Below are 24,924 nucleotides of genomic sequence, written 5' to 3' on the forward strand. Positions count from 1 at the left end.
AAAGTGGGCGGTTCAATCTAGACAGTTGCTATTGCCATATGCCCGAGATTATGACATTATATAAGAAATATATAAAACACATAAATGAAAACATTGGAGAAAAGACATGATGAAATTCGTATATTCAATAGGACTGATATTTTGCGGCCTATTATTAGGACAGGGTATTAGAAAAAAAGTCGATACAGAAGCTATAAAAGCCACCGTACCGGTAGAAAAATACATTCGACATATTCAAAAATTTGCAATACTAGGGATTAATCCGATTATAACCCTTGGGGCCTTTTGGGGTGTGCAGATCACCAATATTAAATTCATAGCCCTGCCTATACTGGGTATTATTGCAATCACCCTTGGGGGGATACTCGGCTTCGTGGTATCGAAAAGGATGAAACATGGAAGAAAACAAACAGGGTCTATGTTTGTCTCAAGTTCCTTTACCAATCTCGGAAACTTTGGCGGACTTATCTGTTTTGCATTCTTTGGTGAACTCAGCTACGCTTTTGTTTCTATGTATAAGATGTTTGAAGAGATTCTATATTTCATGGTAGGCTATCCCATAGCAAAGTTGCATGGCGACAATGAAACCAATATTAAAACCAAAAATCCGATACTAAAAATCATTACAGATCCCTTTATCTATGTATATTTTGTCAGTATTTCAATCGGCCTGATTCTCAACGTATCCGGTTATGTGAGACCGAGCTTCTATCAGAATATCAACGAGATCTTAATTCCCTTATCTTCTATCTTCTTAATTACTTCTGTTGGATTTTATATGAAAATAAGAGCAATTGGAAGCTACCTGAAAGAATGTGTTGCAATAGCTTCCATAAAATTCATAATCATGCCCATTGTCATCGTATCGATTGCCTACCTTATGGGGCTTAGCACCATCAGTGATGGTTTATTGTTCAAAGTGGTTATCGTCCTGTCAGCCATGCCACCGGCCTTTAATTCCCTCATTCCACCACAAATCTATGGGCTGGACGTGGATTTGGCAAACTCTAGCTGGTTATTTTCGACGGGTTTATTGATTGTTGTTGTGCCGATCTTATACTATATAGTAAACATGATATAAGAACATAAAAAGGCGCCACAACATTGTTTTGTTTAAGATTGTATCCGCATACATAACTAAACCATTTTTTGAATAGATATGTATACTAAGTTTGAATTTTTAAGAATACTCTCGCTTTATTATATCGATGTAAAGCGATCTATAAATCTGACTAATACCATCATAAGAAACATCATTTTTCTGACTGTTTCTTTTATAGGTTCGATACTCTTCGACAGCTGTATCCAGTAAGTCATCCAGCATCCACATTTTCTCAATCAAGTAAATATTTGATTTATCCTTAACATTACGATTCTTTTTAGTAAAGTCTCGTGGTGCTTTTTTTTGTGGATTTTCGTTATTAAAAGCTAGAAGAGTTTGACCTTGAGATATCATCCCTTTCTAATATTTTATATTTGGACAACTGCATCAGGTAGCAGTTATATCAAAATGCTATTTGAAGAACAAAGCTGATTAAAAACATCTAAAAAGCCCAGTTCATCTATATATTTATTATGTAAGAGACCATTAGTAGAGAAAATGGCGCATCTTCGCTTCATATTCAACGCATCCCCATACTTATTATGAAATCAGATATAAATAAACACTTGACATTTTTTGTTAGATGTCTTATGCTTAAAAAAGTAACACGTTATAACGTTATATCGATATGATGAATAATTTGAAAAGGAGAGAGCCTATGCAAAAAAAAGTGATTCGAATACTTTTCATTGGAGAATCATGGAGTAAGCAAATAACAGAAGGAAAAGGGTTCAATTATTTCTCTGTGGGTTTTTATGAGGAAGGAATTGAATATATAATTAAGGCCTTGACCACTGAATCATATCAAGTTACACATTTACCTTCACACTTAGTTGCCAGTAATTTTCCGAAAAATCTTGAGGAATTATCTGTTTACGATGCAATAATTTTAAGTGATGTAGGGGCTGATTCATTTCTTTTAACACCTGAGACTTTTATATATTCACAACGTACCGTTAACCTACTTAACTTGATCGAACGGTATGTAAATGCAGGAGGAGGTTTCTGTATGATTGGAGGTTATATGAGTTTTCAAGGGATCGGAGGTAAAGCGCGATATCATAAGACGATAATTGAAGATATTCTACCAGTGAGGTTGTTTCCATACGATGATCGTGAAGAAATTCCAGAGGGATTCATACCTGAAGTGGTAGATTCGAGTCATGAAATTCTTCATGATATTAAAGGAGAATGGCCCTATTTACTGGGTTATAATCGTCTTGTTCTTAAAGAAGACGCAAACTTACTCCTTGCCCATGGTGGCAATCCTATTCTTGCGATAAATAGTTATGGGGAAGGACGGACAATGGCTTTTGCTTCTGATTGTTCTCCTCACTGGGCACCACCAGAATTTTGTGATTGGCCGTATTATAAAACTTTTTGGCAACAAGCAGTTGGATGGCTTGTTGGAGAGAAGGGTAGAAAAAATGATATCACGTAAAAAACTTTTGGCATATATAGAAGAGAAAAGTGACGAACATCTTGACTATTTGAAATCATTAATCAATGAGGATACTACAAATATCAACCATGGAATAGATGGTGGAAATGAAGAGAATGGTCAGCGTCTAATAGAAAAAACAATGATGTCCATGGGTATGAATATTCATAGATTCGCACCAAATGACTCTATGTTAGTCAAATATTCTGAAGCTTCATTGGGGCATAACTATAATAAACGAGAAAATATCGTTGGTAAATTAAAAGGAAGCGGTGGTGGAAAAAGTCTTTTGTTAAATGGGCATATCGATACAATGCCTTTCGAAAGCCCTGAAAAATGGAAGCGGCATCCACTTGAGCCATACATTATTAATGATAAGATTTACGGTCGAGGAGCATGCGATATGAAAGGAGGTCTAGCTGCAATGCTCTTAGCCCTTAAAAGCCTTTTAGAATTAGGATTTACTCCAAAAGGTGATGTAATAATAGAAAGTGTTGTAGATGAAGAAGGAGGAGGGGGTGGGACTTTAGCATGTATCCATGAAGGCTACCATGCCGATTTAGCCATTGTTGCAGAGCCTACTGAATTAATGATTATGAATGCGCATGTAGGATGGGTATTCTTCCGTATGAACGTTATCGGAAAAGCATTACATGCAGGTCTTAAATGGCATGGAGTTAATGCAATAGACAAGACGTATTTGCTAATTGATGCTTTAAAATCACTTGAGAAAGAGTTGGCATTGATTCCATCTGAAAATCAGTTACCACCTGTGACGTTAAATATTGGTACGATACATGGTGGAACTGCGGGGTCTGTAGTACCAGATAGCTGCACACTTGATTTTGGCTTTCATTTTCCAACATCATTAGCAGATGATAAAGGAAGAGGAATACATGTAGAAGAAGCCATTCGTAATTGTATCAGCAAAGTTGTTAGCGAAGATACGTGGTTATTTACACATCCACCAATTCTAAACAAGTATCAAGAAGGAAGTTCTTATAGCCTTATCAATTACGAAGCGATAACTGAAAAGATATCAATGCATCATGAATTTGTTCGAAAAGCACCAGCAAAAGTAAGTGGATGTGCATATGGATGTGATGCCAGACTGCTTCAGAACATTGGAGGAATAGACACAATTATATACGGACCTGGAAGCATCAAGCGCGCTCACGGAATTGACGAATATCTTGAAGTTGATCAGTACCTTGATTTCATAAAGATAATGGCGTTATTCATCTATGACTGGACAGAAGGGAACGAAAATAAGTCGATGCCACTTTAAAGGGAATCATTTAGCAGAAAAGTTGACACCTAGAATCTGCGAAGGTAAAATACAATCATAACATAATATTATAACGTTATGATGATAGGAGGAATTCCATGCAGATTGATCGAACATTACATATTCCATTATACATTCAACTTAAAAACTTAATTGTGGAAGAAATTGAAAATCAGGTTTGGGTATCAGGTAGTCTGATTCCGTCTGAGAAAGAACTACAAGAACATTATGATGTCAGCCGAATTACGGTTCGCCAAGCAGTTAATGAACTAGTTAATGAAGGACTAGTTATCAAAAAACAAGGAAAAGGTACGTATGTTTCTTTCCCCAAATTATCTCATAATTTACCGAACCTCACGAGTTTTACAGAAGACATCCTTTCTAAAGGCCTTGTACCTCAGGCAGTGATTTTGAAAGTTGAAAAAGGAAATTATCCTGAGATTTCAAAAAAAATGGGGTTATTAAAGAACACAATGCTACTGAACATTAAAAGGCTTCGCCTTATTAATGGTGAAGAAGTGGGAATTCACGATAGTTACATAAATCTATCAGTGATTAAAAATTCACCCATAGCATCAACCGAAAGTTTTGACTATACAAAGTCTATTTATGACGCTATTGAAAAAGAAGGAATGATAATAAGTCATGCAGATGAAACACTTGAAGGTGGCATCGCAAATGAAGAAACCGCTGAATTGCTTGGGGTCAAAAAGGGTTTCCCATTGTTAATACTGGAAAGAATTACTTTTAACTCAGATGAAGTACCAGTAGAATATGTCTTTATGAACTATAGAGCAGATAAGTACAAGTATTCTGTCCGACTTCATCGTAACTAATGAAACATATAGGAGGAAATGAACAATGAAAAATATTTTAAGGCTTACAATGCTATTTTTTGCTTTAGCTACACTTTTAGTAGGATGTACATTAGATGGACCAACTAGTTCAGAAGAATCAGCTACTACGGAAGAAGAAAGTACAAATGAAAGCACAACAGATCAAATCACAATAGGTGCGACGACAGTTACACTTAGACATCAATTTTTTATTGAAATGGATGAGGGAATGAAAGAAGCTGCTCTTGAAAAAAATGTAAATCTCATTGTTAACGATCCCAATGTAGATGCTCAAAAACAAATAGCGGCTATAGAAGACTTTATCCAACAGGGCGTAAAAGGTCTTGTTGTTGTTGGAACAGATCCTTCTGCTATAGTACCTGCAGTGGATGAGGCTGCGGCAAAAATGCCAATTGTTACTATTGACATGCAACTTAATACAGATTCTGTTGATAGTTTTGTTGGAACATTAAATGATGAAGCTGGTAAAAAACTAGGTGAGCATACGCGTGCATATATTGAAAAAGAACTTGGCGGTGTAGCAAAAATTGCTGTAGTGACATGGCTAGAGTCTAGTATTCAAAGACAACGTATTGAAGGTTTCTTATCGGCGTTCGAGGGAATGGATGGTGTGACTATACTTAATCCTCAACCTGGTTATGACAGGGAAGAATCTATGAACACAGTGGAAAATATTTTGCAAGCAGATAAAGATATTAATATAATCTATGCTACTGCGGAAAATAGCGTTCTTGGTTCAATGGCAGCTACAGAATCGGCAAATCGTAAGGATGTTAAAATTGTAGGTTTCGACTTAACAAAAGAAGCAGCTGATGGTATTGTCGATGGAAAAATACTCTCCATGATTCAACAACAGCCAAGAGAGATGGGACGACAAGCAATTTATGCAATACTTGATAAAATAAATGGTAAAGAAATTGATTCAAACATCCCAATTCCTGTCCTGCTCTACGATAAAGACAATGTTGCAGACTTTCTAAACCAGTAATTTCTTTAAGCTATCAAAGCAGAAAAGTTAACTAAGTTTCTGCTTTGATACATAAGAAAGTATAAGAAGAGAGAAGGTAATCTACAAGATGACTGAAAACAATATAATTGAGTTGCAAAATATATCCAAGAATTTTCCAGGTGTAAAAGCTCTTGAGAAAGTAAATTTTTCATTAGAAAAAGGAGAGGTACATGCCCTGCTTGGCGAGAATGGTGCGGGAAAATCAACTTTAATTAAAATTTTGACAGGTGCCTATCAACAGACTGTAGGAACGATAATATTTGAAGGAAAAGAAGTAGATGGGATGACGCCCGAACGATCCAAACATCTAGGAATAAATGCCATCTATCAAGAACTTACGCTCTTTCCGGATATGACGGTTGCACAAAACATCTTTATGGGAAACGAGCAACATCAAAAAACATTACCGTTTCTCGATGATAGAAGTATGAATTTAGAAGCCACTTCCTTATTTAAAAGAATTAAGCTCAATGTAGAGGCCACAGTATTGTTAAAGAAACTAAGTATTGCTCAGCAGCAAATGGTTGAAATTGCAAGAGCATTATCGCTTAACACGAAAGTACTAATCATGGACGAACCGACTTCGTCTATAACTAAGCAAGATACGGAAGTTCTTTTTGATTTGATAAGGGAGCTCCGAAATCAAGGTGTTAGTATAATTTATATATCTCATCGGATGGAAGAAATTTTAGAAATTTGTGATCGGGTAACAGTAATGCGTGATGGTAAGGTGGTTAAGACTCTTCCTATTGAAGCTTCTACAAATACTGAGGAGCTAGTAAATTTAATGGTATATAAAAAGCTAAAAGATTTCTTTCCAAAAGTTATTGTGTCTATTGGAGAGGAAGTCTTAGCGGTAGATAAATTAAGTTGTGCCGGTGTTTTTAACGAAATTAGTTTCAACGTCCGTTCTGGAGAAATTTTTGGAATTGGTGGTCTTGTTGGTAGCAAAAGGTCTGAAGTTGTTGAAGCGATTTTTGGGCTTAGAGAATATAACTCTGGAGAAATTAGATTCAATGGAGAGAAGTTGGTAAAGCAAAAACCAGAAGATTGCATTAATAAAGGAATGGGATTTATTTCTGAAGATCGAAAAGGTACCGGACTTTTACTTACTATGAATGTAAAAGAGAACATGACACTCCCAAGTCTGAAAATGTTCAAAAAATTAAATAGCTTTTTCGTTGATGAGTCTAAAGAGGAAGTAGTTGTTAATGAAAAAATAGATTCCTTACGGGTCAAAACGCCATCAATTCATCAAAAAATTGATAAGTTAAGTGGCGGAAACCAACAAAAAGTACTTATAGCTCGATGGTTACTTTTAACTCCTAAGCTCTTAATCATGGATGAACCAACGCGAGGAATTGATGTTGGTGGTAAATCTGAGATTTACCAAATTATGGGGAATTTAGTGAAGATGGGAGTAAGCATTGTAATGATTTCTTCAGAAATACCTGAGCTACTTGCCATGAGTGACCGAATTATGGTCATGCGTGAAGGTCGTAATGCTGGCATTCTTTCGGAAATGCAAAAAACAGAGGAGAATATCCTAAAACTAGCATTTGGAGGTAAACTTAATGAATAACAATAAGTCCTTAAAAAAAGAAACGGGTCTTTCTTACCGCAAAATGAAGGATGGTATACATACTTTTTTGAAAGAGAAAAGTAGCGCTGGAATAGGATTGATTTTGACGTTCAGTATTATTAGTCTAATGACCGATAAATTTTTAACTGCTGAAAATCTTTTAAATGTTGCAAGGCAAGCATCAACAAATGCCATTGTCGCCGTAGGGATGACGTTTGTAATTATTACAACGGGCATCGATCTCTCAGCAGGAGCTGTTTTAGCTTTAGTGGGTACAGTTGTTGCAGGAATGATTATGTCATACGGCCTACCGATACCCATTGCCATTGCCATTGCCCTTCTTATTGGCTTGCTAATTGGGGTGGGCAAAGGGCTAATTATCTCTACACAGAAGATTCCTGCATTTATCGTAACTCTTGCTTTGATGACAGTTTTGCGTGGTATGGCATTTGTCTATACAACGGGTCGTCCAATTTATGTGGATATAGAATCTTTTAGAATGCTAGGGCGCGGCTATATCGGTCCGATTCCTATTCCTGTAATACTAATGGTGATTGTTGGGGTAACTGGTCATTGGTTGCTCAAAAAAACAAGTTTTGGTCGTCATGTTTATGCGGTAGGTGGAAACGAGGAAGCTGCTCGGTTGTGTGGAATCAATATTAATAAGACATTAGTTGGTGTATATGCATATGCGGGATTAATGACAGCATTAAGCGGTATAATTTTAGCCTCTCGACTTTCAACGGGTTCACCAAATGCAGGAGAAGGTGCAGAACTGGATGCTATAGCTGCTGTTGTGCTTGGTGGAACAAGCTTAATGGGTGGTGTTGGATCTATTGGCGGAACCTTTATGGGTGTTGCGATTATCGGTATTATGAACAATGGACTAAATTTAATGAATGTTTCCTCTTATAATCAAATGATGATAAAAGGTTTAGTAATTTTGTTAGCGGTATGGGTCAATAATTTAAAAATGAAAAAATCCAAAAAAAATGTTTAGGTAATGAAAGACTAACTATTAAAAGTCAAGTAGGAAATCATTGGAGTACAGAAAAATATTTTGATACATGAACATTGAAAACTGCATGACGAACAGAGCATCCTTTCTGGTGCTCTAAAGAATACATGAACTCTGAGGACTAAGCAGTTTTAATATAGAGCTGACCAGTTTTTTCGAGGTGGTAGATTATTCTAACCAACTTCTTTGCAGCGTGAGAGATGGCAACATTATAGTGTTTACCTTCTGCTCTTTTCTTGGCGAAGTATGCTGAAAACGTTGGATCCCATATACAAACATACTTCGTTGCATTGAATAATGCGTAGCGGAGATATCGTGAACCGCGCTTTTCCAAGTGGGAATAGCTTGATTCAAACTTTCCGGATTGATAAGTAGATGGTGATAACCCTGCATATGCAAGGATTTTGTCAGGAGAAGAAAAGCAAGAGAAATCACCAATTTCAGCAATAATCATTGCGCCCATACGATAACTTATGCCAGGGATACTGAGGATTGGTGAATTGATCTCATCCATCATTGCTTCAATAATACCTTCAATTTCGCTGATTTCAGAACTTAATTCTTGAATATGCCGGATTGTATGTTTCAGTTCAAGAGATTTAGCTGGCATATTAGAGCCGATAGAACTTCTGGCTGCATCGCGGATTAGAATGGCTGTATCCCTTGAATAATGCCCTCTGGAGGAGATTTCCAGAAGATGTATTAAGTGAGTAAGGTGCGATGAGGCGATAGCTGATGCACTCGGAAATTCAGAGAGTAATGCATAAACCGAAGCAAGATGAAGTGTAGGAACCAAGTGTTCCAGTTCGGGGAAAAGGATGGTTACAAGTCGCTTTATAGAGACTTTCAGTTTTGAACGATCAGCGACAGTTTTGAAGCGATAGCGTGTTAATGACTTCAATTCTTCATTGTGATAAGATGTATCTGAGTAGGACTTTAAGTTCACATCAGACATCATCATAGAAGCAATCACTCTTGCATCAACCTTATCTGTTTTGGTCTGTCTAAGGCTTAGACTTTTTCTGTACAGATTAGAATGTAAGGGATTGATAATATAGGTCGGCAAACCTTTATCAAGAAGATATCCAAGAAGATTGTAACTATAGTGTCCAGTGGCTTCTAGTCCTACTTTTACTTTAGATAAATCTTCAGTAGTGGATTGGATCTTCTGGATAAGAGATTCAAAACCGACAAGGGTGTTTGAGATGGTGAAGGCATCAAACAGGATTTCACCATCTGAGTTTGTGATAAAGCAATCATGTTTATCTTTTGCAACATCAATACCAACAAAAATCATAAAAACCTCCATTGAAATATATTCGATACTGTTTTAGACCACGGTTGCTCTTTGCGATTGTAACCTCGTTCTAAATAAACCGTCATGCGGTATCTAACTGATTAACAAATGAACAAAGAGACTGTGGTTAGAGCCTTTACAAAACCATCAAGTGGTAGGAGATAAAAACTAATCCACAGTATCTAAAACAAGCATAGCCTAACCTATAGAAAAGGTAAAGAATGGCTATGACTATATAATACGAGGAGTAACATATGAAACAAATAGGAATTCTTCCGGAGAAAAAAAACGCTATTGAAAGTATTTTCAATAAAAAGAAAGCTGTAATTGGCATGATTCATACTAAAGCATTGCCAGGAGCACCACGCTATAATGGTGAAACTATGGAAGAAATTATTGAATTTTCCATTAGGGATGCTTTAGCACTTAAAGAAGGAGGAGTGGATGGTCTGATGTTTGAAAATGCTTGGGATATTCCATTTTCTAAACCTGAAGATATTGGTTTTGAAACAGTATCTGCTCTTGCTGTACTGGCAAAGGAAGTCACACGACAGGTTAATCTTCCATTTGGTTTCAATTTTTTAGCTAACGGTGTTTTGGCTGCTTTAGCGGCAGCTAAAGTTACAGAAGCCCAGTGGGTTAGATCGAATCAATGGGTGAACGCTTATGTTGCAAACGAAGGAATTATTGAAGGGGCATCAGCAAAGGCTATGCGTTATAAGAGTATGCTTCGTGACAAGGACATTAAAATCTTTGCAGATGTGCATGTTAAGCATGGAAGTCATGCGATTGTGGCAGACCGTTCGTTGGGCGAGCAAACGCGCGACAATATATTCTTTGATGCAGATGTATTGATTGCCACAGGTAGCCGAACAGGCGATGCCACACACATCGATGAACTTAGAGGTATTTTTGAAAATACAAATTTACCAGTTATTGTTGGAAGTGGTATTACACCTGAAAATGCAGACGAAATATTAAAATATGCAAGTGGAGTTATTGTTGGTTCTAATTTAAAAGAGGATGGTGTATGGTGGAATCCGGTAAGCTTAGAACGTACAAAGCGGTTAATGGATGTTGTTAATAAGCATCGATAGACAATATATAAAAAGAAGGAGATTGTATGTCAAAAGTTGAGGTAATTTGCTATGGAGATATTAATGTAGATTATGTTGGGAATATGAACCGCTTACCCGAGGTAGATGAAGAACTTCCAATAGAAAACCTTACTATTCACTGCGGTGGAGCGGCAACCAATGTAGCTGTTGGATTGGCTCGGCTTGGCCATAGCGTATCTTTTTTGGGATGTACAGGTGATGATGAAATTGGTAAACGTTTACTTTCTGAGCTAGCTGAAGACGGCGTAATTATTTCTAATGTTATTGTCAAAGAAGATATGAATACAGGCATGGCGATTGCAATTCTTGATAATGAAGGAGAACGACGTCTAATGACCTACTCTGGTGCCAATAATAAGATGGAAGTAAGAGATATCAGTGAGAATATATTTGAAGATGCTCGCATTTTTCATTTGAGTAGCCCACAACTACATATGGTAGAGCCATTATTAAAATATGCAAAAGAAAAGGGTCTCATAACTTCTTTTGATCCTGGTAGTATTATTTGCAGGTTAGGCATCTCGGTGATTGAACCTTTATTACATTTAGTTGATGTATTATTTTTAAATCAAGTTGAATACCAACAGCTCATGGGTAGTAAAATCCCATCAAATCTTAGATATTTTTGTGACTTAGGTTGCAAAATGGTTATCTATAAAAAAGGACGAGAGGGAAGCATCTTATTGACAAAGGAAGGTCTTAGTACAGAGTTGCCAGGGTTTGATGTCGTATCTGTGGATTCGACAGGTGCTGGAGATGCATTTGCGGCGGGTTTCCTTAGCGCGATGCTTCGCAATGAAGAAATGGATATGATTATTCTTTCTGCTAATGCAATGGGAGCGATTGCTGTAACTGCACGTGGTGCAAAAGTGGCACTTCCTGATAGAAATAAACTTGAAAAATTTATATATAATCATAAATGACTACAAAATAATTAGAAGATTTTTCTAAAAAGCGACCAAACAAATTTTTAACTCTAAAAAGAAGGTATTGACCTTCTTTTTTTTGATATGAATTGGTACTGGTTTGTGGTCTTATAATAATTTCCATATTTGAAGTTTTTATTATTGTAATTCAAATATTTTATGTATGTCATAACGTCTTTTAAAGGCACTGGTAAAGAATATGATTACAAAGATGTTGTAACCTTAATCAAGATTATCTGTGATTGAAGCCTGATTTTAGTTAGATAGTGAAATCTAAAAAGTGTAAGAATGAAGTACTTGATTAATGGTTTTGCTTTCTGTATGATACTGCTTAGGACAAATACTTATAATCATCGGTCCAACTTATTTCTATAGAATATGGAGTCATGACTATGTTAGTGAATCGTATTTATTTTATATTTGTTACATTTTTCACAATGATTACGTTTAGCTTATTGCTGGACAACCCAATACTAGCCGGTGTCATCACCCTAATACTTATCAGTACCGGATATATTGTGATTGCCTTATTTAGGAATAAGAAAAGGCTACACCTTTTAGAAGACCTATGTGACCCAAAGGCTTTTATCGAAGCAACGGAGCACCAAAGAGGGATAACTGGAAAAGACCCCAAAATAAATGCTTATCTTAATGTGGATCACAGTGCCGGTTTGATTCTATTAGGCAAATATCACGAGGCAAAGGATCGGTTGCTTTCAATTGACCCCAAATATCTCTCCCCAAAAAATGGAACCTTACTTATTTATAACATTAACTTAATTTCTTGCTATTATGGACTGGGTGATGTTACTGAAGCTGATAACCTATATGAGGCAAAAATGCCATTGCTCTCACCAATTAATTCTAAGCTAACCCTATATACAAAACTATTAATTGCTGAGCGATTTTATATTCATGGAAAACTACTTGAAAGCAAGGAAAAATATAAGGCATGTCTAGAAGAAAAAGTAAGCTTACGTCAGCGCCTGTGTATTTTGTATAGCCTTGCACAAATAGATGAAAAATTGGAGGACCTTAAAGCAGCTCAAATAAAGTATGAAGAAGTTGCAAAACTTGGCAATCAGTTATGGGTTGCAAAAGATGCACAACAAAAGCTTCAAGTGCTATCATCATAGGATATATAAATATCATATCCAGTCATAATTTGAACAGATTTGATCGGTATAATCTAATATAAGAAGAAATTGAGTTCTAATATTAGGAGTGTTGGTCATGATTAAATATATGAAAAACCATAAGAAAATCATTATATCTCTAGGAATTGCTACCGTCATAGCAACTTTAGCATATGGCTATAGAAATGATCTTCAAAATATCTTTGAAATTCTATCGGGTGGTACAGTTGACGATCTAGTAACATTGATTCAAAGCTGGGGTATTGGAGCACCCATTGTAAGCATTTTACTGATGGTTTTGCAGGCCTTTATAGCGCCAATTCCTTCTTTTTTAATTGCTGGAGCCAATGGATTGGTCTTTGGCACTATTGGCGGTATGATCATATCTTGGATCGGAGGCATGCTGGGTGCCATGGGTACGTTTTATCTGGCGAGACTACTGGGTGAAAAATTTGTAAAGAAATACGTTCAAAGCAATAGCCTCATGGAAAAGGTAGATGAAATCAGTCAAAAGCACGGTACGAAGGTCGTTTTAATCGGTAGGTTATTACCCTTTATATCCTTTGACTTTTTAAGTTATGCGGCAGGGCTTAGCACCATGAAACCATGGCGATTTTTTCTCGCCACAGCTTTAGGCATGATACCGGGTACTACAGCCTATGTATTACTTGGTAATCAAATATTAAAATACAGCCGTTATACCAATCAAATGTTTTGGATTATAATTGTAATGGTACTTGTCTTTATTGTATATTCCAAGATAAAAAAATGCGTCAGTCAAGTATCTTGAAAGTCACACTGCCATAAAGACTCTAATAAGTAGATTTTATATATCGGATAAATTGTTCGGCCAGTTTGGGATCAAACTGGGTATAGGTACAGCGTCTTATTTCAGCAATGGCTTCATCCGGAGGCATTGCTTTTTTGTAGGGTCGCTCGCTAATCATGGCATCATAGCTGTCGCATAAGTTCAAGATACGTGCACCTAGAGGAATATCATCGCCGGCGATACCACGAGGATAGCCCAACCCATCATACCGTTCATGGTGAGATAATACGATATCTTGTACCTCAGAAAAAGTACCGCAACTCTTTAATACCCTGTATCCCACATCCACATGTTTTTTAATAATATCATATTCAAAAGCTGTTAAACGGCGCGGCAACTCTAATACGGCATAATCAATGGCTATTTTCCCGATATCATGGACAAGACCGGCTGTTTCGTATGCAATGCGCTGGCTGTGGTCATAATCCAAAAAAGAAGTAAACCCAATAATATGCTCTCGAACCCGTTTTACATGTTGTTCTTCTCTTGGATGTTTTTCATGTAAAGTTGACAATATGCCTTTAATTACATTCTGATGATAGTTCTCATTCATCAGTAATTTTTTCTGATACATTCGGTCTTCTGACAACTTTAAGATGTCAAGAATCGGTTCATCCTCACGTTCTTTTACTGCAGCACCAAAAGCAATCGACATATGAATACCATTGACTTTTAAAGTGCTTTCCTGAGATTGAAGACGGTTAAGAATCTTTTCTACCGTAGACTTATCAACTTTGTTCAAGATCACTGCGAACTCATCACCGCCATATCTGGCCACAACTTCATCTTCACGAAAATGTTCCTTAATAAACTTTCCTGCAGCCCTAAGAAGTTGATCGCCCAGAGCATGGCCAAAGGTATCGTTCATTAATTTCAAGCCATTCACATCCGCCATGATGATAGCTAAAGGTAGATGTCTTCGTTGATCCAACCGATCCAGTTCATCATTGAAAAAACGACGGTTATAGAGTCCTGTCAAAGTATCATGGAAGCTCATATACTCAATACGTTTTTTCTGAATAATCTCGTCGGTAATATCTGCAAAGGCGCACTGATAATAGCGCTTACCATCTAAGACAAGAGGATGGCTGATTAATTTATAATAGCGCTTGTGTCCACCAACCGGTAGCATCACTTGATCCACCAATCCAACATCTGTCTTTTCTAACTTGCGCATATGGAAATACAAGGTATCTTGACTTTCCGGGTGAATCATATCCTGAAGCTTCTTACCTTTTTTAATAGTATGCATATATTTCTCACAAAGTTGATTATACTCAAGAATCACAAACTGATCATCCAAATACACATACATCATAGGCGCTTTGTCAAAAAGGACTTCATATTTCCTTTGTATAATCTCAAGTGCACGATAGCTTGCCCGTAGTTCTTCATTCTGGAAAGTGAGTTCTTCATGATATTGAAGCAAATTTTCTACAATGTCTTCATAGGTCTTATCTTCCAAATTCAGGCTATTGTGTTGATTTAAGGTTTCAAGAATTTTTTCTCTTATATTGTCCATAAGGATCACCTCGCATTCGGTATACGTTGGTTTTGACTTAAATCGATTGAAATTGTGTTTATTATGTATTTTCTGTGTTTGTATGGCGCTTCTGAAAAGCAACCAATTCGTTTTGGCTTTTCTTAAGTTGAGTAATGTCAATAAGGGTAAGGATAATACCATCAATGGCATAATTGGTGGTTCGAAAAGGACGTATCTTTGCAAAGTAAGTATTGCCTTTGCCGTCTCTGATTTCTCGCTCAGCTGTATTCAGATTCTCAAGAACATCTTCTATATCATGGAATAGGTCTTTATAAACATCAGCAACCGACAAATGATGAATCGGTCGCCCGATGTCGTTATCGATGATATTTAGAACACGGGTGATCACAGGTGTGATACGCCTTATGCACAAACGGCTATCAAGATAAAGTGCACCTATTTCAGTATTTTTAAGCAGATTATTGAGGTCATTGGTGAGCATCGTTAACTGTTCAATCTTCTGTTGGTGTTCATTGTTGACGGTGTAGAGTTCTTCGTTTACGGATTGAAGTTCCTCATTGGTGCTTTGTAGCTCTTCATTAGAAGCAATCAGTTCTTCATTAGAGGATTGGAGTTCCTCGTTAGAAGTTTCCAGCTCCTCGATAGTGGCCTGTAGGCCTTCTCTTGCCAATTGTAGTTCTAATTCAAGTTGCTTAACCCTTTCTTGACTCTCTTGACTCATATCGATGGTGACTGGGACAGTATTTTTTGCAACCTCAGAAAAAGTAAAGCTAATCAACAAATAATCTTCTTCATGCATTTCAATAAGCGAGCCCTGAATGTTCAGAGTTCGTTCTTCATCATGACCATATAGAATGTTATCAATACGGACAGCTTTACGATCATTTTTTAATCTTCTAAGCAAATTGTTAATATAGAGACTCAGCTCCTTGTTGATGTGGGCCAAAAGTTTATTAGAGAAGCGACCGGTCTGTAAACTGAAAAAAGGTGAAACATCCCCAATAATATGAAGTATGTTTTCCTTATTGTCGACAATCACCGAGGGTGACAGATTCTGTCGTAACACTTCTACCAACATTTGTTCGAACCATAAGTTTTTCCTGCTTTTTAATGAATAACTATCTTGATTACTACCCCGTAAAGACAGATTTGTTTCGATATGGGTATTCATCTCAAGACCGAGTTGAGGTCGATAAGTATCTCGAAAACGGTAAATCTTCCATTTACTATCTATTTTTTCAAAGGCCTCGTGCATATCACCTAAGGATTCACTGCTACCAAGAAACAGATAGCCCCCTCGGTTTAGGGCATAATAAAAATTATTCAGGATTTTTTGTTGATATTCACTTTTTATGTAGATAAAGAGGTTTCGACAAACTAAGAGGTCAAGCTTGCCAAAAGGTGGGTCCTTAAGAATATTGTGTTTGGCAAAGACCACTAACTTTCGTATTTTTTCATTAATCTGATAGCCTTCATTGGTCGTGTTGAAGTATTTAGCGAGGATATGAGGCTCCAAATCTCCTGCAATGCTGGTAGGGTATAAACCTGTGCCCGCATATTCTAGAGCACGGCTATCAATATCGGTTGCAAATAACTTAAGATCGCATTTGAGATTGTGCTGAGTCAAGTACTCACTTATAAAGATTGCTATAGAGTAGACTTCTTCTCCAGTGGAACAACCGGCAGACCAGATACGTATCACGTCTTTGCTATAATCCAATTGACTAAGAACGCCAACAGCTAGGGCTTCAAAAGCTTCTTTGTCTCTAAAAAAGCTGGTAACACCAATAAGAAGTTCGCGGTATAAAGTTTCTTTTTCCTTGTCTGACTCAGCAAGAAGTTGGATATAGTGGGTCGTATCCTCACAGTCATTCAATTTAATACGGCGTTCTATACGTCGAATCAAGGTGCTTTCTTTGTAGCTGGTGAAATCAACATTCGTAAAGCTCTTTAGTAGATGACAGATTTTCGTTAGATCATCATAGTTATTGCGTTGAATCTCTTTTTCCATACCCAGTGTAGCCGGGTATTTAATATACTTCATGATCTCTGTTGTCATCCGCTGAGGTGGCAAGATAAAGTCGACAAGTCCGGTCGCTATAGAACTTTTTGGCATACCGTCAAACTTAGAGCTTTCTTCATCTTGGGCCATGACCATGCCACCCATTTCCTTAATCTCACGAATACCGAGTGTACCGTCACTCCCTGTTCCAGATAAAACAACAGCAATAGCATGTTTTTCTTGGTCTTTTGCCAAGGACCTAAAAAAAATATCAATGGGTAGAATCAGCTGATGCTTCTCATAGACTTGAGGTTTTAACAACAAGCGACCATCAACCATCGTAAGATTATGTCTTGGGGGTATCAGATAAATCTTATTAGGCTCAGTCATCATCTGATCTTCCGCAACTAAGATTTCCATTTTTGTATGTCTGGCAAGTAATTCATTCATTAAGCTTTTGTAATCGGGAGACAAATGTTGTACCACGACAAATATCAGTCCCGAATCATCCGGCATTGCCTTAAAAAATAACTCAAGCGCTTCAAGACCACCGGCTGAAGCACCAATTCCAACATAATATTGTTCATCCACCATAAGCTCACCTAGCTTTCACTTAATTATCAAGCATGAATAAATGTTATTTTAAAGAGCACTATTATCAACTGACATAAGTTATCTGATAATAATAATTATACATTAGTTTTAAAATAATTTTATCACATAATGGTTAAAAAATCAGCTTATTTATTTATTTTTATTTTTTTCATAGAAAGATATAAGAAGGTTTCGGAAAGTTGTTGATTTCGTTGAAAGACGATGCTATAAATGTTAGAATATTCAAGTAATATGCAATACTAAGAGTCATGTAGTTTAGGCTCAGGTATTTCGGCATGAATTATTGATGGGAAATGGTTAGGGGGAATGGCGTATTCAAACATATAGAAAAGTAACAATAGTGTTCATTTTAATACTATTAATATCTTTATTAGCCTCATGCCAAAAAGAAAATGCATCCATTTTTTTGACACAAGAAGAACAAGCATGGTTGACGGAGCATGAAGGTCAAATCCGTATAGGCTATACGACTGATTATCCGCCAGTGGAGTATCTAATAGGGGATGACTATGTTGGCATCTCTGCAGATTATTTCAAACTTTTAGAAGAAAAGCTGGGTACAAAGTTTGAAATGGTAGAATTTGATCAGTGGAGCGACTTAATTGAAGCATCGCGGTTAAAAACTGTATCGGGGATCACAGCAGCGACAAAAACACCTGAACGCAGCAAGTATTTAGATTTTACGGTGCCCTATATTATGAATCCAAACGTCATCATAACGCGTAAAAACTTCTCTGAGAAGTTAACCTTTGAAAAACTTTCAAATTCCAGCATGGATATTTTGGTCATTGAAGAATACTCCATTATCGAAGACCTAGAAAAGAACCATCCAAAGCTTGTATATCGTACGGTGCCAAACACGTCAGATGGTTTAAGACTTGTGGCTTTTGGAGAAGCAGATGCACTTATTGTAGAAGTCATGAGCGCTTCAGCAGGCATTGAAGAAGATAAGATTACCAATCTAATGGTGAACACTGAAGTCCCTTATGATTCTAATTTATCCATAGCAACGCGAAACGACTGGCCAATGCTTAGCGACATCTTAAACAAAGGCCTTGCGCAAATCACTAAAAGAGAGAAACAAGCCATCTTAAACAAATGGGTACCCATACAAAAAAAGAGCATTGTTGAAAATCGATTTTTCTGGATAATCCTTGGGGGCATTTTAATTGTTCTTAGTATGATCATCGTTGCGATTGTAGTCTGGAACCGTCTACTACAGAAGGCTGTCCTTGAAAAAACAGAAGAGCTTATTCATAAAAATGAACAGTTGCATAAAATAAAAAAACAACTCTTAGAAGAAATTGAAGAAAGAAAAAAATCAGAGGCACGTATCAAATTCAAATCCTATCATGATGAACTAACGGGTCTACATAACCGTGCCTATTACAATGAACAGTTAGAATACTACGAAAAAATTAAAAAAATCCCCTTATCCATTGTACTCGGGGATCTAAATGGCTTAAAAATAACAAACGACACCTTAGGCCATGAGATGGGTGATCGACTGATTGTTAAGATTGCTGAAATTCTAGAAGCAACTTGTGGTGAAAAAGATACCGTTGCCCGCATCGGTGGAGACGAGTTTGTTATCTTAATGCCGGGTAGTACAGATCAAATGGCACAAGCAGTTTGTAAAAGGATAAAAAGTGCTTGTGAAGAAGCAAAGATGGACCCTATAAAGCTTTCTGTGGCACTTGGACATGCTGAAAGAGTCAGCTTAGATATGAGTTTACAATCTGTTTTTAAAAAAGCAGAAGATCAAATGTATGAAAACAAAATGTATGAAAGTGAAAGTACCCATAGAGGCATTTTGGAATCTCTTAAGGCAATGTTAAGAGCCACTACTGAGGAGACCTCAGATCATAGTAGGCGCATGGAAGAGCTGGCCTTACGACTTGGAAAGCACATCGGACTATCCCTACAAGAGCTGAATGCACTGGCTTCATTAGCAGACCTGCATGATTTAGGAAAAGTGGCCATATCGGATGAAATACTATTAAAAGAAGGCTCACTGACCAATGAAGAACTGGAAAAAGTGAGAAGACATCCTGATTTAGGCTTCAAAATTGCAAGCACATCACCAAGTCTATCACAAATTGCCGAAGGCATACTGTCCCATCATGAATGGTGGGATGGCACAGGTTATCCCCGAGGCCTAAAAGGTGAAGAGATCTCTATTTTAGCCAGAATTATTTCTTTGGTGGATGCTTTTGATGTTATGACTATTGGAAGACCCTACAAAGCGGCTATGACAAAAGAAGCGGCCATTGAGGAAATCAAACGTTGTTCAGGTACACAATTTGATCCTACATTGGTGGAATTATTTGTACAGAATGTTATATGAACTAACGATGATCGATAAGATATTGATCAAAGGCATCTAAATCAATGGGGCGACTGAAGTAATAGCCTTGTGCGATTGTACCGGCTGTTTGATTTAGTAAGTCGACTTGTTCTCGTTGTTCAACACCTTCGACAACAATACTAATATCCATGACTTCAGCCAACTGAGATATAATTTTGTAGATTTCATAGGATTTCTTCTGAAGATGTATGTTATCAATAAATGTCTTATCAATCTTAAGGATATCGAAGGTTAATTTATCAAGGTAAGCCAGTGAAGAATAGCCTTTGCCAAAATCATCAAGGGCTATTTTTACCTGAAGTGCTTGAAGGCTTTGGAATATTTCGTTTGCCCTTTGTAGATTCTCAAAGCCCATATCTTCTGTAATTTCGATGGTTAACCATGTAGGATTAATCTTTGAAGCCTCTAAAATATGTTTAAGAGCCGGTAGCATGGCTTTGTCAGTGAAGGTTGTAGAAGTCATGTTGACAGATATTTCTAGGTGAGGGTAGAGAGACTGCCATCTTTTAATCTCAGTGCAGGCGCGTTTTACCATGAAGAAGTCAAGTTCTTTCATTAAACCATTTCTTTCAGCTACCGGTAGAAAATCATTAGGGAATACAAGACCTTTTGTGGGGTGTTGCCATCTTACTAAGACCTCACCACCGATTACCTTTTCTTGTGGAAGAATGAGCTGAGGTTGAACATACAACAAGAATTCTTCATTCTGTAAACCTCTTTTTATGTCTTCTACTAACTCCCTTTCTCGGATATAAGCGTTATAGATGTCAAATTCAAAAACTAAAAACTGATCAATACCTAAGAAGTTGTGGATGTAATCCATCGTATGTTCAGCATATTTGTAGAGCTCTTCAAAGCTGTTGCCATGATCCGGGAACTTTGTAACGGCAATACTTGCAGTGAACTGTTGCAAGAAGACTTTTGAATCACAATAAGCCTCAGTGATAGCTTTGATTTGATGAATGCGTTCTTCCACGCTAATAGAGGCCTTATCATAAGCAATCAGAACAAAGGAAGCCCCTGAAATACGACCGAGTATTAGTTGTTCGTCAAGAATCGCTAAGAGTTCTTGAGCATATTCAAGGATAATCTGGTCCCCCATTTGTTGACCTAACCGATCATTGATATCTTTAAAGTTGTCTATATTGATATAATATAATTGGCCATGATAGCCTTTAGCAATGAGACTATCCGTTTTGGAAGTCAGACCATATTTATTAGGTAAATAGGTCAGCTGATCATTGGCAAAAAGAAAAGTAAGTCTTTCATTTTCAGATTTATTGATGAGATAGCGAATATAGTAGCCTCCAAAAAAGATGAGATTAAGAATAACAAATACACCAAAGAGAATCAGACCATAATAATTCTTTTCCGCCATTTTGGGAATAGAATTAAGGCTAATTCGATTGATGTTATCAATATCGGTGACTAGAATGGCTTTGTTGATGATGGACATAAGTATAGGTGATGTGTTTGTAATATAAAGATGCTGGGTTGCCACCTCATCAAGGGTATACATGGTCGAGAGCGATTCTTCATTTTCTTTGAGCCTATAAAAGTCAAGGACATGCTTTGGGAGAAGGATAAAGTCAACATCATTACTTTTTAAACCTTGGATTAAGGCATCGTAGTGCGCTTCATACACGATATGACCTTCATTAAGCGTCTTGATGAGCTCGACATCCAATTCATTATCAAACAAGAGACCAGTGGTATAAGATCTTAGGCCATATAAGTCATCAATGGTTGGACTACCTGGTAAGCCGGTAACAACATAAGGTGTCTCCAGATACGCAAGTGAAGGATAAAAATCTTCCAAGTCAGCATGCTTGAAAGTTAACATTGTAACATCATGAACCGAATAATCCGTGGTAAGCGTGTCTTTTTTGCCAAGAATGAGATTAAGCCTAAGACCTGAAATACGCTCAATCTCTTTTATAATGCCAACGGTTGATCCATACAGTTTATCATCATTTTGAATCGTATAAGGTTTATCAGGGGTAATACCAATGGAGATGGAAGAATTATTGGATATAAAGTCACGTTCTTCTTTGTCTAATATAGCCTTAAAGAGTGCGTTTCTTGTCGTGTAATAATCATGACTTAGAATGGATTCAAGATTACCCATACGTTCCATATATAGAATCGCTTTTTGTAAAATACCATGAAGCAGAGTATCTTGACTGGGCATGGCTATAAAAACATCATCTAAAGGTTGCTTTAAGATGAAGTTATTAACAGCATGTATCTGACCATCTAGCAACAGTATGGGGAGGTCAGATAGAAGAAAAAAACCATCAATTAGACCATCATTTAAGGCAATATTAAGATTTTCTAGGTCATCATATATTTTTATCTCGTTATTATTGGCTTCTAAGTCGTATGAAAAAACATAAGCGTCAGAGGAAAGAAGGCCAATGCTCTTATTAGAGAGTTCATCTAAATGATTAAAAGACTTGACTTTGGCGTAGTAAGAAAAACTTTGTTTTGATAAAACAAGTAAGGTTTGGTCGATGAAGTAGTTGGTTGAAGGACTACCAGATATAACGAAATCTGCATCGGTTTTTGAATGAACCAAATGAAGGTCTGTAAGATTAGATATCGATTGAATGAATTTTTGATCATCAAAATTCGTGAGATCATCTGTATAAAAGTTAAGAACATCCCCACTAGTGTCTTTAATCCATTGAACCTCGGCATCATTTAGATCTAACACAACTGGTTGATTAAGTAAGGTTATTAATAAATAGAGGATGATAGCAATGGCGCCTGTGATGCCAAGAAAGTATTTTTGTTTTGAATTCATCCATGTTCCTCCTATTTAATAATTAAGTGGATAAAGGATCAAAAAGTCATGACACCCAAACCATTGTAATTGTAACATACAAAATAAGACTAATAAAGTATGGATACATTGAAGCGAAAAAGGATAAAGCACAGTTGCTTTATCCTTTTTACTGTAGCTATAAGAGGGTTGTCCTACTCTTTCTTAGAATTTGGGTTTGGAGCGTTTGAAGGCCTATCATTTTCAGAAGTTGGCTTTGAAGATGCATCACCATCAGGTTTTGAGACTTCAGCTGTGTCGTTTGCTTGACTTGGTAAGGAAGAAGATGGCTTATCAGCTTCAGATGCTGAATTTGAAGATTCAGGCTTATCAGGTATTGAGTCTTGAGCTTTATCATTTGCTTGACTTGGTAAGGAAGAGGAAGGCTTATCAGTCTCGGGTGATGAACTGGAAGATTCAGGCTCATCAGGTTTTGGCTCTTTAGCATTTTCATTTGCCTGACTTGGTACAGAAGGCTTATCATTTTCAGATGTTGACTGAGGTTCATTTGTCTCAGAATGGACTTCAAGATTTTCTTCCCTTTTATCTATATCTTTTTTAGGATCATCATTTTCTTGTATTGGTAGTGCTTTGTCAGTGGCATTTATTGAAGGATTATTATCTTTTTTTGGTGGCTTATTCTCATTGTTGTTACCTTTAGAAGCCTTATTAGCTTCGTCACTAAGTATTGTATCATCTTCTGATTCGGATTCATTAATGGTATTTTCTTGAGCTGCATTGGAGGCTTGAGGTGGCAAACTTTTGATGCTATTGATTTCTTGAAGGAACAACGGGTCATGGTTTGAGCTTGTATTCATACTAACTTGTAAGTCGGAATCGAAGGCCATAGAGCGCTTTGCCAATGCAAGGATATCATTTGTTGATGGCCTTGATGTTGCAATAAGTGGTTTGGTAAGTGTTAGGACGTCATAAGTGGATGACTCATCTTCGAGGACGATTTTAATCGGGTTTTCATCGTTCATGTCTTCACTTGAGACTGCAGCACCAACAAGGGTCTCGACGGTACTAAGATTAAGATCCTTATGGTCTTTTACATAGAGATCTAATGCTTCTCGACCTAAAGAGTGTTTAGGCTTTGAATCTTGAGCACGATCCATACCTTCTATGTAGACGAATTGGTATTTTGCTTTATTTATAGTCATATACGTTTCTATATGTTCTTCAATTGTAGGAGCCTCAGTAGAATCTAGCTTAGCATCGCTGGATATTAGTACAGTTGAAGAGATCAGAATCATATCACGGTCAACCAAATACCCTTTGTCTTGTGCGCTAAGGATAACTTCTGACAAGGCAGAATCTAAGTCTTGATTTAGCAAAGACTTACTTAGGATTTTTTGACCGTCTTTATTAAAGGATTTGTAACCGACAACACTGCCGGATTGGTCCAAACTAAGCTCGATGCTTGGGTTGATATCAACCGATACCACTGCATAGATTTCACGAGATCCGTTTTGACCAAAGGCAACAATGCTCGTAAGTATTAAGACAAGGATAAGGGCAAGCATAGAACTGGCTTTTTTGTAATTAAACAAAAGGAAACCACGATAACGATCTCTTTTATTGAACTCAATGCGTTGTCCTACTTTAACGTTAATCCTAGGCTTGATTTTATCAATTGTCATTTGATCGGTCATAACAATCATGAAATTGTCTTCAATTCTTGTGATTAACCCTCGCGTCACGATAGTACCTACTCTCTAAATAGATATATTTACCTATAAAATAATGCTATTGAACTACTTAATTGTATTATATCACGTTTTCATAACAAACATATGAATAAAATGTGAACATAGGCCCATTTTCTTTACACATTTTTTATAATCCTATTTTTCCCAGAAATGTCAGAAATCCCCTTGAAATCAATTGGAATTAAAGGTAATATGTGATTAGGGAAATGTATAAGCGTCATAGAAAGACGTATTTAATATGGGGGGTTCAAAAAAATGAATCCAATAATAATGACAATTACATATAGAGCAGTCTA

At 36.9% G+C, this 24,924-nt stretch carries 18 protein-coding genes; 12 read left to right on the forward strand and 6 right to left on the reverse strand.

Going from position 1 to position 24,924, the window contains the following annotated elements:
- Window positions 1-106 precede the first annotated feature (106 nt).
- Entirely contained in the window at window positions 107-1,081 is a 975-nt protein-coding gene (locus PATL70BA_RS11435) for an AEC family transporter (RefSeq protein WP_125137478.1), read from the forward strand.
- Between the two features lie 99 nt (window positions 1,082-1,180).
- Here PATL70BA_RS11435 and PATL70BA_RS16305 read toward each other — a convergent pair whose 3' ends face one another.
- Window positions 1,181-1,342, reverse strand: coding sequence for a hypothetical protein (locus PATL70BA_RS16305; RefSeq protein ID WP_172596220.1), 162 nt, complete (start codon window positions 1,340-1,342; stop codon window positions 1,181-1,183).
- Window positions 1,343-1,760: 418 nt separating this feature from the next.
- Between PATL70BA_RS16305 and PATL70BA_RS11440 the strand changes: the two genes are divergently transcribed.
- The 6 genes from PATL70BA_RS11440 (at window position 1,761) to PATL70BA_RS11465 (ending at window position 8,279) form a co-directional block, all read left to right on the forward strand.
- Window positions 1,761-2,543, forward strand: coding sequence for a glutamine amidotransferase (locus PATL70BA_RS11440; RefSeq protein WP_125137479.1), 783 nt, complete (start codon window positions 1,761-1,763; stop codon window positions 2,541-2,543).
- Entirely contained in the window at window positions 2,530-3,831 is a 1,302-nt protein-coding gene (locus tag PATL70BA_RS11445; protein ID WP_197715758.1) for an ArgE/DapE family deacylase, read from the forward strand. The genes PATL70BA_RS11440 and PATL70BA_RS11445 overlap by 14 nt, the downstream gene beginning before the upstream one ends.
- Window positions 3,832-3,929: 98 nt before the next feature.
- Entirely contained in the window at window positions 3,930-4,667 is a 738-nt protein-coding gene (locus tag PATL70BA_RS11450) for a GntR family transcriptional regulator (protein WP_125137480.1), read from the forward strand.
- A 25-nt stretch (window positions 4,668-4,692) separates the two neighbouring features.
- Window positions 4,693-5,676, forward strand: a complete 984-nt coding sequence (locus PATL70BA_RS11455) for a substrate-binding domain-containing protein (RefSeq protein WP_125137481.1) — start codon at window positions 4,693-4,695, stop codon at window positions 5,674-5,676.
- A gap of 88 nt (window positions 5,677-5,764) precedes the next feature.
- Window positions 5,765-7,279: a sugar ABC transporter ATP-binding protein gene (locus PATL70BA_RS11460; RefSeq protein ID WP_125137482.1), complete on the forward strand. Its 1,515-nt coding sequence runs from the start codon at window positions 5,765-5,767 to the stop codon at window positions 7,277-7,279.
- On the forward strand, window positions 7,272-8,279 hold the full coding sequence (locus PATL70BA_RS11465) for an ABC transporter permease (RefSeq protein ID WP_125137483.1): 1,008 nt from the start codon (window positions 7,272-7,274) through the stop codon (window positions 8,277-8,279). Before PATL70BA_RS11460 ends, PATL70BA_RS11465 begins: the two co-directional genes overlap by 8 nt.
- 139 nt (window positions 8,280-8,418) lie before the next feature.
- Here the strand turns inward: PATL70BA_RS11465 and PATL70BA_RS11470 are convergent, their stop codons facing one another.
- Entirely contained in the window at window positions 8,419-9,594 is a 1,176-nt protein-coding gene (locus PATL70BA_RS11470; RefSeq protein ID WP_125137484.1) for an IS110 family RNA-guided transposase, read from the reverse strand.
- A 254-nt stretch (window positions 9,595-9,848) separates the two neighbouring features.
- Here PATL70BA_RS11470 and PATL70BA_RS11475 point away from each other — a divergent pair, with 254 nt between their 5' ends.
- The 4 genes from PATL70BA_RS11475 to PATL70BA_RS11490 all read left to right on the forward strand — a co-directional run bounded on the left by PATL70BA_RS11475 (window position 9,849) and on the right by PATL70BA_RS11490 (window position 13,564).
- Window positions 9,849-10,691, forward strand: a complete 843-nt coding sequence (locus tag PATL70BA_RS11475) for a BtpA/SgcQ family protein (RefSeq protein ID WP_125137485.1) — start codon at window positions 9,849-9,851, stop codon at window positions 10,689-10,691.
- Window positions 10,692-10,717: 26 nt separating this feature from the next.
- Window positions 10,718-11,635 (forward strand): carbohydrate kinase family protein, encoded by a 918-nt coding sequence (locus tag PATL70BA_RS11480; protein WP_125137486.1) that lies wholly within the window; start codon window positions 10,718-10,720, stop codon window positions 11,633-11,635.
- A gap of 395 nt (window positions 11,636-12,030) precedes the next feature.
- Window positions 12,031-12,774 (forward strand): hypothetical protein, encoded by a 744-nt coding sequence (locus PATL70BA_RS11485; RefSeq protein WP_125137487.1) that lies wholly within the window; start codon window positions 12,031-12,033, stop codon window positions 12,772-12,774.
- A 97-nt stretch (window positions 12,775-12,871) separates the two neighbouring features.
- A complete protein-coding gene (locus PATL70BA_RS11490) occupies window positions 12,872-13,564 on the forward strand; it encodes a TVP38/TMEM64 family protein (RefSeq protein WP_125137488.1) in 693 nt (230 codons plus the stop codon).
- Window positions 13,565-13,586: 22 nt separating this feature from the next.
- Here the strand turns inward: PATL70BA_RS11490 and PATL70BA_RS11495 are convergent, their stop codons facing one another.
- Window positions 13,587-15,125: a diguanylate cyclase domain-containing protein gene (locus PATL70BA_RS11495; RefSeq protein WP_172596221.1), complete on the reverse strand. Its 1,539-nt coding sequence runs from the start codon at window positions 15,123-15,125 to the stop codon at window positions 13,587-13,589.
- Between the two features lie 61 nt (window positions 15,126-15,186).
- Entirely contained in the window at window positions 15,187-17,703 is a 2,517-nt protein-coding gene (locus tag PATL70BA_RS11500) for a chemotaxis protein CheB (RefSeq protein ID WP_125137490.1), read from the reverse strand.
- A 361-nt stretch (window positions 17,704-18,064) separates the two neighbouring features.
- Here PATL70BA_RS11500 and PATL70BA_RS11505 point away from each other — a divergent pair, with 361 nt between their 5' ends.
- Window positions 18,065-20,071, forward strand: a complete 2,007-nt coding sequence (locus PATL70BA_RS11505) for an HD domain-containing phosphohydrolase (RefSeq protein WP_125137491.1) — start codon at window positions 18,065-18,067, stop codon at window positions 20,069-20,071.
- A gap of 1 nt (window position 20,072) precedes the next feature.
- Here the strand turns inward: PATL70BA_RS11505 and PATL70BA_RS11510 are convergent, their stop codons facing one another.
- Window positions 20,073-22,898, reverse strand: a complete 2,826-nt coding sequence (locus tag PATL70BA_RS11510) for an EAL domain-containing protein (RefSeq protein ID WP_125137492.1) — start codon at window positions 22,896-22,898, stop codon at window positions 20,073-20,075.
- 173 nt (window positions 22,899-23,071) lie between these two features.
- Window positions 23,072-24,619, reverse strand: a complete 1,548-nt coding sequence (locus PATL70BA_RS11515; RefSeq protein WP_125137493.1) for an anti-sigma-I factor RsgI family protein — start codon at window positions 24,617-24,619, stop codon at window positions 23,072-23,074.
- Window positions 24,620-24,924 lie beyond the last annotated feature (305 nt).

It is taken from the genome of Petrocella atlantisensis, assembly GCF_900538275.1.
GTDB lineage: Bacteria > Bacillota > Clostridia > Lachnospirales > Vallitaleaceae > Petrocella > Petrocella atlantisensis.